We start from the raw sequence: 15,340 nt of genomic DNA, 5'->3' as shown, positions 1-15,340 counted from the left end.
GCGGACCTGAGCGCGGAGGCATCAGGGTCGAGTAGGCGGCGCAGCCGCCGTATCGAGACCCAGGAGATCCACCGATCGGAGGGCCCCAGCGATGCTGGGGCCCTTCGTCGTCTCAGCCCGCGAACAGCCGCGTGTTGCCCTGCTCGACCTCGTCGTACTGGCGGCCCGCGATCGCGAGCGCCTCGTTGATGCTCGCGAGCGAATCCTCGACCCGCAGCTGGGTCACGCGCCAGTCCTGCACGACGCCCTGGAACGCGATCGACGCCTGGCCCGTCCAGGAGTCCTGCAGCGCTTGCAGCTGCGCGAGCATCGCCGCGGACTCCGACTGCAGCCGCGACGCGGTCGACCGCACCGCGAGGTGCGCGCCGTGGATGGCGTCGCCGTCGACGACGTACCTGCTCATGATCCCCTCGATCCCGCGCGGAGCATCCGCGCTCGGGGCAGACGGTAGGGGGATGCGTCGGGTCAGCGCCCGGCGGCGGCGCGGGCCTGTGGATGGTCGCCCGTGATCGTGTTGGGGGTGTCGGCGGGGCGCAGCTTGTGGCTCAGCGCCATGACGGCCTCGTCGGGCGCGAGCGGGATCGCCATGCGGAAGGTCGCGCCGCCGCCGGGCGTCTCGACGACGTCGATCCGGCCGCCGTGCGCGCGCACGATGCCGCGCACGATCGCGAGGCCGAGGCCCGAGCCGCCCGTCTCGCGGGCGCGCGACTCGTCGGTGCGGAAGAAGCGCTCGAAGACCTTGCCGCGCTGATCGGCCGGCACGCCCGGCCCGTGGTCGACGACCATCACGACCGCGCGGCGACGGCGCGCGGTGACCCCGACCGCGAGCTCGATCGGCGAGCCCTCCGGCGTGTAGCGCAGCGCGTTGCCGATGAGGTTCGAGATCACCTGGCGCAGCGCGTGCTCGTCGCCGAGCACGATCGCGGGCGGCGTGAGCGGCGGCGGCGTGAAGATCGCGTCGGGGAGCGCGTCGTCGACGTCGTCCTCGACGGGACCCATCGCATCCGCGTCGATCGGGAGCACGTGCACCTGCCGGTCGGGCGAGCCGGCGCGGGTGTCGGAGGCGGCGTCGTTGACGAGCGGCACGAGGTCGAGCGGCTGCAGGTCCATCGGGCGGCGCTCGTCGAGCCGCGCGAGCTGCAGCAGGTCCTCGACGAGCCGCGCCATGCGCTTGGCCTCGCCCTCGATGCGCTCCATCGCGCTCGCGACGTCCTCGGGCCGCGAGATCGCGCCCATCCGGTAGAGCTCGGCGTAGCCGCGCACCGACACGAGCGGCGTGCGCAGCTCGTGGCTCGCGTCGCCGACGAACTGCCGCATCTGCTTCACCGACTCGTCGCGCTGCTCGATCGCGGCCTCGATGCGATCGAGCATGCCGTTGAGCGAGCGCTGCAGCGAGCCGACCTCGGTGCGCGGGTGCTCGGTCGACAGGCGGGTCTCGTAGTCGCCGTCGGCGAAGCGCTCGGCCTGCTTCGCCGTGCGCCGCAGGCCGCGGAGCGTCGAGACGGCGAGGATGCGCGTGAGGGCGGCCCCGAGCACGACCGCGAGCACCGAGAAGCCGGCGAACACGAGCATGAAGGTGCCGGTCGTCGCCTCGAGCTGGTCGGTGTTGACCGCGACGACCGAGATGAGCAGCTCGCCGGTGCCCTCGACCGTCGTGGGCGCGACGAGCGTGCGCCACGTCGACTGCCCGTCGATCGAGGGGATCGTGAACGCCTTCGGCTGCTCGACGAGCGTCGCGAGCGAGAGCCCCGACAGGTCGGGGTTCTCGGGGTCGGGCAGCTTGTTGTCGCAGACGATGACGCCGTCGGGCCCGGCGACGCCCAGGTAGTAGGTGTTCGGCATCCGCTGCGCGAGGTCGCACTGCTCGGGGGTGTCGCGGCGCGTGACGGGCTCGCTCGTGAACGCCGTCAGCGCCTCCTGGATCTCGACGTCGATGTCGGCGACCTGCGCGTCGCGGATGATGCTGAGCGTGCCGATGCCCGCGAGCACGAGCCCGAAGGTCATCACCACGACGATGAGTGCACTGATCCGCCCGGCCAGCGACGTGCGGCCGAGCAGGCGGGTCAGCGCCCGTCGCACCTACGCCTTCGGGGACTTCAGCATGTAGCCGAAGCCGCGCTTGGTGACGATCATCGGCTCGCTCGCGCCGTCGTCGATCTTGCGCCGCAGGTAGGAGATGTACGACTCGACGATGCCGACGTCGCCGTTGAAGTCGTACTCCCAGACGTGGTCGAGGATCTGCGCCTTAGAGAGCACGCGGTTGGCGTTGAGCATGAGGTAGCGCAGCAGCTTGAACTCGGTGGGGGAGAGCTCGATCTCCTCGCCGCGCACGGTCACCTCGTGCGTGTCCTGGTTCATCGCGAGGTCGCCGACGTGGATGGTCGCGTCGTCGGTCTCGGCCATCGTGCGGCGCAGGATCGCCTTGATGCGGGCGATGATCTCGTCGAGCGAGAAGGGCTTCGTGACGTAGTCGTCGCCGCCGACGGTGAGGCCGTTGATCTTGTCCTCGGTGTCGTCCTTGGCGGTGAGGAAGAGGATGGGCGAGGTGAAGCCGGATGCGCGCAGCCGCTTGGTCACGCCGAAGCCGTTGATGTCGGGGAGCATGACGTCGAGCAGGATGAGGTCGGGCTCGTCCTCGAGGACGGCGGAGATGGCGGCGGCTCCCGCGCCGACGGCGCGCACGTCGAAGCCCGCAAAGCGCAGGCTCGTCGTCAGCAGGTCACGGATGTGCGGCTCGTCGTCGACGACGAGGACTTTGGCGTTCGGCTCGGTCATGCGCACAGTCTCTGGTGATTGCCTGAGAAGAGTCTGGGAGTCGCCGGAACGCTTCAGACGGCGGCGCGATCGGCGATGCCGAGCTCGTGCTCGTCGAGGATCGTGTAGGCGTAGCCCTGCTCGGCGAGGAAGCGCTGGCGGCCGAGTGCGAACTCCTGGTCGACCGTGTCGCGCGCGACGATCGTGTAGAAGCTCGCCGTGCGGCCGCCCTTCGGCCGCAGCAGCCGACCGAGCCGCTGCGCCTCCTCCTGCCGCGAGCCGAACGAGCCCGAGACCTGGACGGCGAGGGATGCGTCGGGCAGGTCGACGGAGAAGTTCGCGACCTTCGAGACCACGAGCACGCGCTCCTCGCCGGTGCGGAACGCCTGGAAGAGCTCCTCGCGCTCGGAGACGGGCGTCTCGCCGGTGATGAGCGGCGCGTCGAGCGCGGCGGCGAGCTCGTGCAGCTGGTCGAGGTACTGCCCGATGACGAGCGTCGGCTCCTCGGGGTGCTGCGCGAGCACGCGGCGCACGGTGTCGATCTTGCGCGGGCTCGAGGCGGCGATGCGGTAGCGGTCGCGATCGCCGGAGGCGGCGTACTCGAGCCGCTCGTCCTCGTCGAGGTCGATGCGCACCTCGAAGCACTCGGCGGGCGCGATGAAGCCCTGCGCCTCGATCTCCTTCCACGGCGCGTCGAAGCGCTTGGGCCCGATGAGGCTGAAGACGTCCGACTCGCGGCCGTCCTCGCGCACGAGCGTCGCGGTGAGCCCGAGCCGGCGCCGCGCCTGCAGGTCGGCGGTGAGCTTGAACACCGGCGCGGGCAGCAGGTGCACCTCGTCGTAGACGATGAGGCCCCAGTCGAGCGCGTCGAGCACGCCGAGGTGCGCGTACTCGCCCCCGCGCTTGACGGTGAGGATCTGGTAGGTCGCGATCGTGACGGGCTTGATCTCCTTCGACGCGCCGGAGTACTCGCCGATCTCGTCCTCGGTGAGGCTCGTGCGCGCGAGCAGCTCGGCCCGCCACTGCCGCGCCGAGACGGTGTTCGTGACGAGGATGAGCGTCGTCGTGTCGGTCGCGGCCATCGCCGCCGCCCCGACGATCGTCTTGCCGGCGCCGCACGGGAGCACGACGACGCCTGAGCCGGCGTCGGCGAACTGCGTCACGGCATCCGCCTGGTAGGGGCGCAGGGTCCAGCCGTCCTCGACCAGCTCGATCTCGAGCGGGGTGCCGGGCGTGTAGCCCGCGAGGTCCTCGGCGGGCCAGCCGAGCTTGACGAGCTCCTGCTTGAGCTCGCCGCGCGCCCAGTCGACCACCCGGATGCCGCCGTCGACGGGGCCCGCGAGCAGCGGGGCGATCTTCTTCGAGCGCCGCACCTCCTCGAGCACGGGGCGGTCCTGGCTGCGGAGCACGAGGCCCTCGTCGTCGCGCTCGATCACGAGCCGCCCGTAGCGGCCGATCGTCTCGCGGATGTCATGCGCGACGCCCGCGGGCACGGGGAACTTCGCGTAGCGGTCGAGCGTGCCGATGATCTCGTCGGCCGAGTGGCCCGCGGCGCGCGCGTTCCACAGCCCGAGCCGCGTGACGCGGTAGGTGTGGATGTGCTCGGGGGCCCGCTCGAGCTCGGCGAACACCTGCAGCGCCTGCCGCGCCGCGGCCGCGTCGGGGTGCGCGACCTCGAGCAGCACCGTCCGGTCGGACTGGACGATGAGGGGGCCGAGAGTCATAGCGTTCCAGCCTAGTCCCTCGATCGGGACAGCAGGAGGTCTCGACCCCCGCGCGCTCGCAGTTGACTCAGCGGTAGATGGCGATATCATCGCCTTATGACGATATATGCGGCGACGGGGCTGGATCCGGTCGCCACCAACGCCTTCGCGCACCTGTTCCAGGCGCTGGGTGACGGCTCGCGCCTGGCGGTGCTGCAGCACCTGGCCTCGGGTGAGCACCGCGTGCGCGACCTCGTCGAGCACTTGGGTCTCGCGCAGTCGACCGTCAGCGCCCATGTGTCGTTCCTGGCGGAGTGCGGACTCGTCGAGGCGCGCGTCGAAGGCCGCTCCACCTGGTACGCGCTGGCGCGGCCCGCGCCGCTGGCAGCGCTGATCCTCGCCGCGGAGCAGCTGCTCGAGAGCACGGGCTCCCGACACTCGCTGTGCGTGCACCTGACTGCCGGCGCGGGCCACCCGAGCGGGACGACGATCGAGGAGGGTGCCGATGGGCGCCGGGCATAGCCACGCGGGGCCGGCGGGCGAAGAGGCGCCGGCGCGCGGCTTCCGCGTGCGGCTCGCCATCGCGTTCACGCTCACCGCGAGCATCGTCGTCGCCCAGCTGATCGGCTCGGTCATGACGGGCAGCCTCGCGCTGCTGACCGACACCGCGCACGCGATCACCGACGCGGCGGGCCTGCTCGTCGCACTGATCGCCGCGACGCTCATGCACCGCCCGACCACTGCGAAGCGGACGTGGGGCTTCCGTCGCATCGAGGTGATCGCGGCGCTCGGCCAGGCGACGCTGCTGCTCGCCGTCGGGGTCTACGCGGCTGTCGAAGGCGTGCGCCGGCTGTTCGATCCGCCGGAGATCCCCGGGTCCGAGCTCATCGTGTTCGGTGTGATCGGACTGACCGTGAACATCGTCGCGATCCTCGTGCTCTCGTCGAGCCGCGGGGCGAACTTCAACATGCGCGCCGCCTTCCTGGAGGTGCTCAACGATGCCCTGGGCTCGCTCGGCGTGATCGTCGCCGCGATCGTCATCAGCACGACCGGCTTCCAGCAGGCCGACGCGATCGCGGGCCTGTTCATCGCCGCGCTCATCGCCCCTCGCGCCGTCATGCTGATGAAGGAGACGACGAGGGTCCTGATGGAGTTCGCGCCCGAAGGGCTCGACCTCGACGACGTGCGCCGACACATCCGGGAGCTCGAGCACGTCGAGGACGTGCATGACCTGCACGCCTCCACCGTGGCGACCGGTCTGCCGACGATCAGCGCGCACGTGGTCGTGGATGACGGCTGCTTCACCGACGGCCACGCCGCGGAAGTGCTGCGCGACGTGCAGCGGTGCGTCGCCGAGCACTTCAGCGTGGCCGTGCACCACTCGACGTTCCAGATCGAGACGGCGCAGATCAGTGCTGAGGAGTCCCGCGCCGTGCGGCACCCGTAGCGTCGCGCGGCGCGCACATTCGGTGTTCCGCACGACTGTGTTTCGGTGCGCCGAAACCTTGGCTACGCTCGTGGCATGGAAGCCGGTGCAGCCGTGGCCGCCAGGGTGCGGCGCCAGTCCCACTGGCTCCTGCTGCTCGGGCCCGCGCTCGTCGCGGGCGTGGCCTATCTCGACCCCGGCAACGTCGCCGCGAACGTGACCTCCGGGGCGCGGTACGGCTACCTGCTCATCTGGGTCGTCGTGAGCGCGAACCTCGTCGCCTGGCTCATCCAGTACCTCTCGGCGAAGCTCGGGGTCGTCACCGGCAAGAGCCTGCCGCAGCTGTGCGGCGAGAGGATCGGCTCGCGCACCGGACGCATCGCCTACTGGGTGCAGGCCGAGGGCGTCGCCATGGCGACCGACCTGGCGGAGGTCATCGGCGGTGCGGTGGCGCTCTGGCTGCTGTTCGACATGCCGCTGCTCGTCGGCGGCATCGTCACAGGCGCGGTGTCGATGATGCTGCTGGCCGTGCAGTCGACTCGCGGGCCGCGGGCGTTCGAAGGGGTCGTGATCGCACTGCTCGCCGTGATCGTCGTGGGGTTCGGATGGGGCGTGGTCGTCTCCCCGCCGGACGGAGCGGCCATCGCCGCGGGCCTCGTGCCGCGATTCGACGGCACTGACTCCGTGCTGCTCGCCGTGAGCGTGCTCGGCGCGACGATCATGCCGCACGCCATCTACGCGCACTCGAGCCTTGCGCGCGACCGCTTCCGCGAGCGCTCGGGATTCACCACGCCGACGCTGCTGCGAGCGACGCGCATCGATGTCTCGGTCGCGATGCTCATCGCAGGCAGCGTCAACGTCGCGATGATGCTCCTCGCCGCGACGAACCTCGCCGGGGTGGAGGGCACGGACACGCTCGAGGGGGCGCACGCGGCGCTCAGCGCGGCGCTGGGGCCGGTGGTCGCGATGCTCTTCGCGGTGGGGCTCCTCGCCTCCGGGCTGGCGTCGACCTCGGTAGGAGCGTACGCGGGCGCCGAGATCATGCAGGGACTGCTGCGCACTCGCGTGCCGCTGCTCACTCGTCGGCTGATCACCCTCGTCCCCGCGCTCGCCGTCCTCGCGGTCGGCGTGGACCCCACGCTCGCGCTCGTGCTGAGCCAGGTCGTGCTGTCGTTCGGCATCCCCTTCGCACTCATCCCGCTCGTGCGCCTCACCGCCGATCGCGCGCTCATGGGAGCCTTCGTCAACAAGGCCTGGACGACGCTCTCGGGCTGGCTGGCCGCCGCTGTGCTCACGGCGCTCAACGTGCTGCTCCTGCTGCTCGTCGTCCTCGAGCCGTGAGGCACGCGCCGCAGCCGGTCGAGCCAGGCGGCGCCTCGCCGCCTCTGCTGCCTCGCTCGTGCTCCTGTTCCGGCATGCCTCCGATGCCGGGGCGTCGTGAGGCAGAGCGGCTCGAGGGTAGAGTGGGACGGTGCGTACCCGCTCTCTCACTGCTGTCTCGATCATCCTCGGTGCCGTCGCGATCGTCGCGATCGTGGTGCTGCTCGTCGTCCGCCCGTGGGAGGCAGATGGCGCCGCGGTCGTCCGAGAGGCGCCGAGCGAGAGCGCGACCGCTGAAGCCGCGCTGCCGCCGCTCGTGGACGAGACGACTCACCTGCTGAACGACGCCGGCGCGGACGCGCCCGTCGTGGTGGAGTTCCTCGACTTCGAGTGCGAGGCGTGCGGTGCCGTGTACCCCACCATGGAGGAGCTCCGCCAGAAGTACGACGGCGAGGTGACGTTCGCGGTGCGCTACTTCCCGCTGCCGGGGCACTTCAACTCCGGCAATGCGGCGGTCGCCGTCGAGGCGGCAGCGCAGCAGGGTGCCTTCGAGGCGATGTACCAGCGGATGTTCGAGACGCAGCCTGCGTGGGGAGAGGCGCAGACGTCTGCGGCCGACGTGTTCCGAGGCTATGCGCAAGAGCTCGGGCTCGACATGGCGGCGTACGATGCCGCGATCGCCGACCCCGCGACGCTGGCGCGCGTCGAGCAGGACTTCCAGGCCGGCGTGGCGCTGGGCGTCGATCGCACCCCGAGCATCTTCATCGACGGGGAGCGGCTGGATCTGCAGGCGATCGGCGACATCGAGACCGCGATCCAGGCGACGCTGGAGTAGGCCGCCCGATCGCCCGGGCCGGGCGAGGCGTGCCGGGCTAGCTCGCGACGCCGAGCCCCGCGACCTTCGTGATCGCGCTGAGCGGCAGCGTGCGCTCGACGTCGCGGTTGGCGTCACGCGCGCGGAGCCGGCCGTTCGCGACCGCGAGCGGCACGAGCTCGATGTCGACCGGCTCGCTCGAGGTCGTCACGGTGAGCCGCACGGGCATGCGCTCGCGGACGGCCGACTGCAGCTGCCGCTCGAGCCACGCGCGCTCGTGCTCGCCGACCTCGAAGCCCGCGTCGCGGAGCCGCGCGACGAGCCGGTGCCGCTCGCGCTCCCGGCGCGGCGCGCGCTCGGGCCGGCGCAGCACGAGCTCGCCCTCCTCGTCCTCGAGCACCGCGGGGTAGCGCTCCTCGAGCAGCGCCTCGAGCACCTCCTCGGCGCTCAGCCGGAAGGTCAGGCGGTGCGGGCCGGTCTGCACGGGGCCCGCGGTGACGAGCGCGCGATCCACCGCGATCGTGCGGATGAGCTGCTCGTCGTCGCTGCGCACCTGCGCGCGGGCGCCGCCCTCGGCCGTCGGGTCGACGGAGCGCACGCGCAGGCTGCCGAAGCGCGCGGCGGTGTCGCGCACGAGGTAGGCGACCGGTTGCGGCACGCCGGTGAGCGAGATGCCCGCGAGGAACTCGAGCACCCCGTCGGCGCTCTCGCCGCTCGCGAGCCCAGCGGCGACGCTCTGCGCCGTGATGCGCCACTGCGAGGCGATGCCGGCGCGCTCGATGCGGGCGATGCCGCGCAGGCGCGCGTCGACGGCGGCGCGGAGCGGCCCGGGGGCGACGGCCGAGAGGTCGGGCTGCAGGTAGACGGATGCGGTGGCGGGCGGCACGTGGGCGGCGAGCGTCTCGCGCGCGGCACCCGGGTCGTGGGCGAGCGCGGCGGCGAGCGTCGTCGGGAGCCTGCCGTCGACGAGCCCGAGCCGGCGGGCCTGTCGCGCCTGGCGCTCGCGGACGGCCCGCACGGCGTCGTCGGCGAGCGGGAAGTCACCGGTCGCGACGGCCGAGAGGTCGTCGGTCGCCTCGAGCCAGGCGGTCGCGACCCGGAGCCAGCGGTCGGGCACGGGGGAGGCGAGCCACTCGTCGGCGTCGACGGTCGCGCGGAGCCGGCCGTCGTGCTTGTCGACGAGGCCCGCGGCGCTCGCGAGCTCGAGCCGCTCGTCGAGCTGCCCGGGCTCCGCGTCGATCGAGGCAGCGAGGTCGCGCACGACGGCGGCGGGCAGCTGCGCGCGCGAGCGGAGCGTGATCGGGTGGTCGGCGATGCGGTGCACGAGCTCGGCCACCTTGATCGCCTCGTCGATCGCGAGCTGCGGCGCGGTGGGGGAGTCGACCGGCTCGGCATCGCGGGAGGGGCGCGCGCCGGCGGCGGCCGCGGCGAGCGCAGCGACCGGCGCGAGGGCCGCGCCGTCGACGCCGAGCAGCAGCGCGTCGAGCCGCGGCGACGACGCGCCCGCGGCGAGCGCGGCGAGCTCTGCACCCGACCGCCACCGGAGCGCCTGCGCGATCGACGCATCCGTCAGCAGGTGCTCGGCGAGGTCGAACGTCGACGAGAGCTGCGGGGGCGCCTGCCGCGCGGTGACGAGCAGGTCGAGCGCGTCGTCGGGCATCGCCTGGATGCGAGCGGCGAGCTCGACGACGTCCATCAGCGCCCGCGGGCCTTGCCCGCGGCGCTCACGATCACGAGCGTCACGAGGCAGACGATCGCGAGCGGGAGCGCGATGAGCGGCAGCCAGTACGCGTACTGCCACGCCACCCCGGCGAAGAGCTCGACGCTGTCGCGGAGCCCGACGTGGAGCATCGAGCCGGCGAAGCCGAGCACCGCGATGACGGCGAAGGCGACGACGAGGAACGCGAGCACGCGCTCGACCGTGTCGCGCGGCGACCGGGGCGCGGGCGCCTGCGGCTGCGGCGCCCGCTTGCGCGGGCGCTGCGTCGGATTGCTGCTGGCCTTCGGCATCCCACCAGGGTACCGCCGCGGAGGGCGCTCGGCGCGCCCACTACGCTGGGTGCCGTGCGGCGGGGTGCCGCACGTCGATCGGGTGCGGGAGGGTGCCATGCCGACGGGCAGGGTGAAGTTCTTCGACGAGGCCAAGGGCTTCGGCTTCATCGCCGGCGACGACGGCGTCGAGGTGTTCCTGCACGCGTCGGCGGTGCCGGAGGGCGTGCAGGTGAAGCCGGGCTCGAAGGTGGAGTACGGCATCGCCGAGGGCCGTCGCGGCCCCCAGGCGCTCTCGCTGCGCGTGCTGGGCGGCGCGAGCGTCAAGGCCGCGCGGCGCGACACCGTGGACATGGCGATCATCGTCGAGGACCTCGTGCGGCTGCTCGACACGATCGGCAACGACCTGCGACGCGGCCGCTACCCGAGCGCCGCGCACGGCTCGACCGTCGCGCAGATGCTCCGGAGGGTCGCTGATGACCTCGACGCCTGAGACCGCCGACGGCGTGCCCGCCGAGGACGCGCCGCTCGACATCGTGCCCGTCTACGACGGGTCGGTCGAGCCTGCCGCGGCGCCCGCGGGCGCCGAGCCGGCCCCGGCCGCCGAGGTCGACGAGCCCACGACGGCTGACGACGCGAGCGCCGACGAGCCCGTCGAGGCGGCCGACGAAGCCACCGACGAGTCGGACGAGCGGCCCGCCGCACCCGAGCCGACCCCCACGGTGCCGACCCCCACGGTGCCGACCCCCACGGTGCCGACGATGCAGGAGCTCGAGCTCGCCCTCTCGGCGCTCGACGACGTCGCGCCCAAGGGCGCGGTCGGCGAGGTGCAGGACGCGCTCGGCGAGGGCGATCACGTCGTCGCCATCCGGCACGCTTCGCGGCTGCCCGGCTACCCCGACTGGTCGTGGACCGTGCTGCTCTCGCGCGGCATCGAGGGCGGCCCGACCGTGCTCGAGGTCGCGCTGCTGCCGGGCGAGGGCTCGCTGCTCGCGCCCGCCTGGGTGCCGTGGTCCGAGCGGCTCGCCGACTACCTCGCGGCGCGCGAGGCGGCCGCCGAGGACGGCGACGACGAGGAGCTCGAGTCGGATCTCGAATCCGACCTCGACGACGACTTCGACGACGACTTCGAGGACGTCGACGACGACGGCGACGGGCGCGGCGACCACGTCGACGAGCTGGCCGACGACCTCGCGGACGACGAGGAGTAGCCGGCCGGCGGCTACCGCACGTCGAGCAGGAAGTCGAGGCAGCGCGTGAGCTGCACGACGTCGGCCGGCTCGATCGCCGCGAAGGTCGCGACGCGCAGCTGGTTGCGGCCGAGCTTGCGGTACGGCTCGGTGTCGACGACGCCGTTCGCCCGCAGCGCCTTCGCGAGCGCGGTCGCGTCGACCGACTCGTCGAAGTCGATCGTCACGACGACGTTCGAGCGGTGGGCGGGGTCGGCGACGAACGGCGTCGCCTCCGGCCGCGCCTCGGCCCACGCGTAGAGCGAGCCGGCCGACTCTGCCGTGCGCGCCGCCATCGCGGGCAGCCCGCCCTGCTCGAGCATCCAGCGCAGCTGCTCCTGCAGCAGCAGGAGGGTCGTGAGCGCTGGGGTGTTGAGCGTCTGGTCGAGCCGCGAGTTCGCGACCGCCTGCTGCAGCGAGAGGAACTCGGGGATGTAGCGGCCCGACGCCGCGACGCGCTCGATCCGCTCGATCGCGGCGGGGGAGGCGATCGCGAACCACACGCCGCCGTCGGAGGCGAAGTTCTTCTGCGGTGCGAAGTAGTAGAGGTCGGCTGCCGAGACGTCGACGTCGAGCCCGCCCGCCGCGCTCGTCGCGTCGACGACCGCGAGCGCATCCGCCTGGGCCCCGATCACCGGGTGGAAGACGCCGGTCGAGGTCTCGTTGTGGGGGTAGGCGACGACGTCGACGCCCTCGACGGGCTCGAGCACGGGTCGCGAGCCGGGCTCGGCCGAGGCGACGCTCGGCACCTCGAGCCACGGCGCCGCGGCGGCCTTCGCGAACTTGCCGCCGAACTCGCCGAAGACGAGGTGGTGCGAGCGGTGCTGGATGAGCGAGAACGCGGCGGCGTCCCAGAACGCGGTCGAGCCGCCGTTGCCGAGCAGCACCTCGTGTCCCTCGGGGAGCGAGAAGAGCTGCGCGAGCTGCTCGCGCACCGAGCGCACGAGCCCCTTGACGGGCGCCTGCCGGTGGCTCGTGCCGAGCAGCGCCATGTTCGCCTCGAGGTGCGCGACCTGCTCGGGGCGCACCTTCGAGGGACCGCACCCGAACCTCCCGTCGGCGGGCAGCAGGTCGGCGGGGATGCGCAGATCGTTCACACCGATGATCCTACGAGCGGCTGAAGCATAGGGTGGGATGGGTTGGAGTGCGCCAGGGATGGCGGAGCAGAGGGAGCGGTACCGAGCGTGGCGGATCTCGTCGATACGACAGAGATGTACCTCCGCACGATCCTCGATCTCGAGGAGGAGGGCATCGCGCCACTGCGCGCCCGCATCTCCGAGCGGCTCAACCACTCCGGCCCGACCGTGTCGCAGACCATCAACCGCATGTCGCGCGACGGCCTCGTGATCGTCGGCGCCGACCGCCACCTCGAGCTCACCGAGGAGGGCCGCGCGCTCGCGACGCGCGTGCTGCGCAAGCACCGGCTCGCCGAGCGGCTGCTCGCCGACGTCATCGGCCTCGACTGGAGCCTCGTCCACGACGAGGCGTGCCGGTGGGAGCACGTGATGAGCGAGCAGGTCGAGCGGCGGCTGCTGACGCTGCTCGGCAATCCGACCGAGTCGCCCTACGGCACGCCGATCCCGGGTCTCGACGAGCTCGGGCTGCCGCCGGCCGAGCCGTTCCTCGACGGCGTCGTGATGGCGACGGATGCGCGGGGCGAGCACGTGGTGCGCAGGCTCGGGGAGCCGATCCAGTCGGACGTCGAGGGGCTCGGCGAGCTGCAGGCCGCGGGGCTCGTGCCCGGCGCGCGCGTCGTCGTGAGCGTCGCCGTCGGCCGGATCCGCCTCGAGGTCGCGGGCGGAGAGGCGATCGAGCTGCCGGTCGAGCTCGCCCGCCACATCTACCTCACGGCTCCCGCCGCCTGACCCGCTGCGCCACCCGCCCACGCCCGCGCATCCGTAGAGGGTTTGCGTCCGAGTGGCCCTGCACTCGGACGCAAACTCTCAACCGGTCCCCGGCCGCTCGCGCGCTGTGGAGGGTTTGCGTCCGAGTTGCCCTGCACTCGGACGCAAACTCTCAACGAGCGCCGAGCCCCGGAGCTCGCATCGGCAGGCGTGCCTCACAGCCTGCGGACTCCTCGCTTCCAGGCTTCGTCCAGGCCGTTCGGAGGCTCGCCGGTAGCTCGTGGACGATTGTGACGATTCGGTAACGCTCGGGTACTCTCGCACGGTCAGCCCCGCTCCTCGCGAGCGGGAACTGCACCGCTTGGGGGAACACGAACGCATGGGACAGCACTCGACGACGGCCATCGCCGTCTCACCGATGGCCGACCGCGGAGCGCCCACGTCGACGATGACGCACTCGCTCCGCAAGGGAGCGAAGAGCTTCGGCGTCGTCTGCCTCGCCGCCGGTCTCGTCGGCGCGCTCTCGCTCCCGGCCGCCGCCTTCGCGCCGCAGCCGGAGCCGTACAGCCAGGCCGAGCTCGCGAGCATCATCGCCGAGAACTCGCAGAGCGTGACCGTCGCAGAGGATGCGCGCGTCGACCTGATCGCCCGCGACGGCATCTCGGGTACGACGGCCGCCGAGCTCGACGAGATCCGCAGCGCCGCGCGAGCCGCGGAGGAGGCCCGTCAGGCCGAGCTCGCAGCTGCGCGCGCCCAGCTCACCGCGACTGCGGCAGCGAGCGGCTCCACCTCCGGCGGCCCGGCTCCGGCGGCCGCTGCGGCGCCCGGCAGCCTGCCGCCGGCCAACAGCTCCATCGTCGCGACCGCGCAGTCCCAGCTCGGTGTGCCGTACGTGTGGGGCGGTGCCAGCCCGTCGACGGGCTTCGACTGCTCCGGCTTCACGAAGTGGGTCTACGGTCAAGCCGGTCACTTCCTGCCGCACTCCTCGAACGCGCAAGCGGGCTACGGCACGCCGGTGTCGGCATCGGCCATCGCTCCGGGCGACCTGCTCGTCTGGAACGGCCATGTCGCCGTCTACGCGGGGAACGACCAGATCATCCACTCGGCCACGAGCGGCAAGCCCGTGAAGTACTCGGTCTACTCGGCGATGGTCGCCGCGTTCGGCACTCCCCAGGTGCGGCGGTTCTGAGCAGCTCGCGCGAGTTGTTCCGCAGAAGGTGGCAAGAGAAGTAACGGTTTGGTAACGTTGCCTGGGTGCCGCCCGGCGGCGCATCGTTTCTCACGGAAGTTTTGGAGTATCAGCCTGTGACGAGTCCTACCGAGAAGTCGGCCGACCAGCCCGGCAAGAAGCGCATCGACCGCGCGTCTGTCGCGCGCAATGCCCGACGCGTCGGCGTGATCGCCGTGGCGGCCGCGCTCGCAACCCCGTTGGCGCTGCCCGCCTTCGCCTCGAGCAGCGACAATGCCGCAGATCAGTCGTACTCGACGCTCGTGGCGCAGGATGCGCAGTCCGTCGCCGGGGTCGTGACCGCAGGCGAGAGCCAGGCGGGCGGCGCTCGACTCGACGTCTCCGCGACGACGGCCGCAGAGCTCGAGCAGATCCGTGCGGAGCTGGAGGCCGCCGCTGAGGCTGAGCGTCGCGAGCAGGCTGCGGCGGCTGAGCGTGCGACCGCGGAGCGCCAGGAGCGCGCCGCGGCGAATGCCGGTACCGCGGGTGCAGGCGGTACCGCGGGCGGCGCGTCGGCGCCGGCTCCTGCGGCAGCGCCGGCCGGCGCGACCGGCAGCGTGATCGCCGACGCGGCGCTCGCGCAGGTCGGTGTCTCGCAGGACTGCGTGCAGCTCGTGCGTCGCTCGATCGCTGCCGTCGGCCTTCCGTACTCGGGCATGCAGTCGCTCTTCAACCTCGGTCCGACCATCCCGAGGTCGCAGGCTTCGCCCGGCGATGTCATCTACTACGCGGACGGCGGCACGGGTCGCGCGCACATCGGCATCTACATCGGTGGGGGCCGCGCGGTGCATGGCGGCTGGTCCGGGTTCAACACGGTCGTGGCCGGCGTCGACATCGGCGGTTCGGCCCCGGTGTTCATCGACATCACCTGATCCTCAGAGCAGCGGAGCGCCCGTCCGGTCAGGATGGGCGCTTCGCTGCACCCAGCGGGGGCGATCGGCTCACTGGAAGCGGACCGCTGCCGCTCGACTCCCAGCACTCGGCCGCGCATCACGACGCGTGCGCCGAGCTCCCGCGATCCTCGCTCGTCGAG

16 protein-coding genes are annotated in these 15,340 nt (G+C 72.4%); 9 read left to right on the top strand and 7 right to left on the bottom strand.

All coding sequences use genetic code 11. The features are described 5' to 3' along the window. Positions 1-112: 112 nt before the first annotated feature. The 4 genes from L332_RS23305 to L332_RS23290 all read right to left on the bottom strand — a co-directional run bounded on the left by L332_RS23305 (position 113) and on the right by L332_RS23290 (position 4,478). Entirely contained in the window at positions 113-403 is a 291-nt protein-coding gene (locus tag L332_RS23305) for a WXG100 family type VII secretion target (protein ID WP_021010711.1), read from the bottom strand. 62 nt (positions 404-465) lie between these two features. After that, positions 466-2,079: a sensor histidine kinase gene (locus L332_RS23300; RefSeq protein ID WP_021010710.1), complete on the bottom strand. Its 1,614-nt coding sequence runs from the start codon at positions 2,077-2,079 to the stop codon at positions 466-468. Then, entirely contained in the window at positions 2,080-2,775 is a 696-nt protein-coding gene (locus L332_RS23295; RefSeq protein ID WP_021010709.1) for a response regulator transcription factor, read from the bottom strand. It abuts the gene before it with no gap. Between the two features lie 53 nt (positions 2,776-2,828). Then, positions 2,829-4,478, bottom strand: coding sequence for a DNA repair helicase XPB (locus tag L332_RS23290; RefSeq protein WP_021010708.1), 1,650 nt, complete (start codon positions 4,476-4,478; stop codon positions 2,829-2,831). Positions 4,479-4,574: 96 nt separating this feature from the next. On the opposite strand from L332_RS23290, the gene L332_RS23285 reads away from it, so the two are divergent. The 4 genes from L332_RS23285 (at position 4,575) to L332_RS23270 (ending at position 8,038) form a co-directional block, all read left to right on the top strand. Beyond that, positions 4,575-4,979 (top strand): ArsR/SmtB family transcription factor, encoded by a 405-nt coding sequence (locus L332_RS23285; protein WP_021010707.1) that lies wholly within the window; start codon positions 4,575-4,577, stop codon positions 4,977-4,979. Beyond that, positions 4,963-5,904, top strand: a complete 942-nt coding sequence (locus tag L332_RS23280) for a cation diffusion facilitator family transporter (RefSeq protein WP_021010706.1) — start codon at positions 4,963-4,965, stop codon at positions 5,902-5,904. The genes L332_RS23285 and L332_RS23280 overlap by 17 nt, the downstream gene beginning before the upstream one ends. A gap of 75 nt (positions 5,905-5,979) precedes the next feature. Next, positions 5,980-7,224 carry an Nramp family divalent metal transporter gene (locus L332_RS23275; protein ID WP_021065019.1) on the top strand — a complete coding sequence of 415 codons (1,245 nt, stop codon included), beginning with the start codon at positions 5,980-5,982 and terminating at the stop codon, positions 7,222-7,224. Between the two features lie 130 nt (positions 7,225-7,354). After that, a complete protein-coding gene (locus tag L332_RS23270) occupies positions 7,355-8,038 on the top strand; it encodes a DsbA family protein (protein ID WP_021010704.1) in 684 nt (227 codons plus the stop codon). Between the two features lie 37 nt (positions 8,039-8,075). On the opposite strand, the gene L332_RS23265 is transcribed toward L332_RS23270, so the two are convergent. Both L332_RS23265 and L332_RS23260 read right to left on the bottom strand, forming a co-directional pair. Continuing rightward, complete coding sequence (locus L332_RS23265) at positions 8,076-9,713, bottom strand: helicase-associated domain-containing protein (RefSeq protein ID WP_021010703.1); 1,638 nt, start codon at positions 9,711-9,713, stop codon at positions 8,076-8,078. Then, on the bottom strand, positions 9,713-10,027 hold the full coding sequence (locus L332_RS23260) for a hypothetical protein (protein WP_021010702.1): 315 nt from the start codon (positions 10,025-10,027) through the stop codon (positions 9,713-9,715). The genes L332_RS23265 and L332_RS23260 overlap by 1 nt, the downstream gene beginning before the upstream one ends. 97 nt (positions 10,028-10,124) lie before the next feature. Between L332_RS23260 and L332_RS23255 the strand changes: the two genes are divergently transcribed. Both L332_RS23255 and L332_RS30760 read left to right on the top strand, forming a co-directional pair. Continuing rightward, a complete protein-coding gene (locus tag L332_RS23255) occupies positions 10,125-10,499 on the top strand; it encodes a cold-shock protein (RefSeq protein ID WP_021010701.1) in 375 nt (124 codons plus the stop codon). After that, positions 10,483-11,217, top strand: a complete 735-nt coding sequence (locus tag L332_RS30760; RefSeq protein ID WP_021010700.1) for a DUF3027 domain-containing protein — start codon at positions 10,483-10,485, stop codon at positions 11,215-11,217. The genes L332_RS23255 and L332_RS30760 overlap by 17 nt, the downstream gene beginning before the upstream one ends. An 11-nt stretch (positions 11,218-11,228) precedes the next feature. Here L332_RS30760 and serC read toward each other — a convergent pair whose 3' ends face one another. Further along, positions 11,229-12,332 carry a phosphoserine transaminase gene (gene serC, locus L332_RS23250; protein WP_021010699.1) on the bottom strand — a complete coding sequence of 368 codons (1,104 nt, stop codon included), beginning with the start codon at positions 12,330-12,332 and terminating at the stop codon, positions 11,229-11,231. 87 nt (positions 12,333-12,419) lie between these two features. Here serC and L332_RS23245 point away from each other — a divergent pair, with 87 nt between their 5' ends. From L332_RS23245 to L332_RS29475, 3 genes are all read left to right on the top strand, one after another. After that, on the top strand, positions 12,420-13,100 hold the full coding sequence (locus L332_RS23245) for a metal-dependent transcriptional regulator (protein ID WP_021010698.1): 681 nt from the start codon (positions 12,420-12,422) through the stop codon (positions 13,098-13,100). Positions 13,101-13,458: 358 nt separating this feature from the next. Continuing rightward, positions 13,459-14,268, top strand: a complete 810-nt coding sequence (locus tag L332_RS29480) for a C40 family peptidase (protein ID WP_021010697.1) — start codon at positions 13,459-13,461, stop codon at positions 14,266-14,268. Positions 14,269-14,333: 65 nt separating this feature from the next. Beyond that, positions 14,334-15,179, top strand: a complete 846-nt coding sequence (locus tag L332_RS29475) for an NlpC/P60 family protein (protein ID WP_144061058.1) — start codon at positions 14,334-14,336, stop codon at positions 15,177-15,179. Positions 15,180-15,340: the final 161 nt, after the last annotated feature.

This window comes from Agrococcus pavilionensis RW1 (assembly GCF_000400485.1).
In the GTDB taxonomy this organism is placed as follows: Bacteria; Actinomycetota; Actinomycetes; order Actinomycetales; family Microbacteriaceae; genus Agrococcus; species Agrococcus pavilionensis.
The sequence above is the reverse complement of the archived record's forward strand: the minus strand, read 5'-3'. Positions and strand labels throughout refer to the sequence as shown.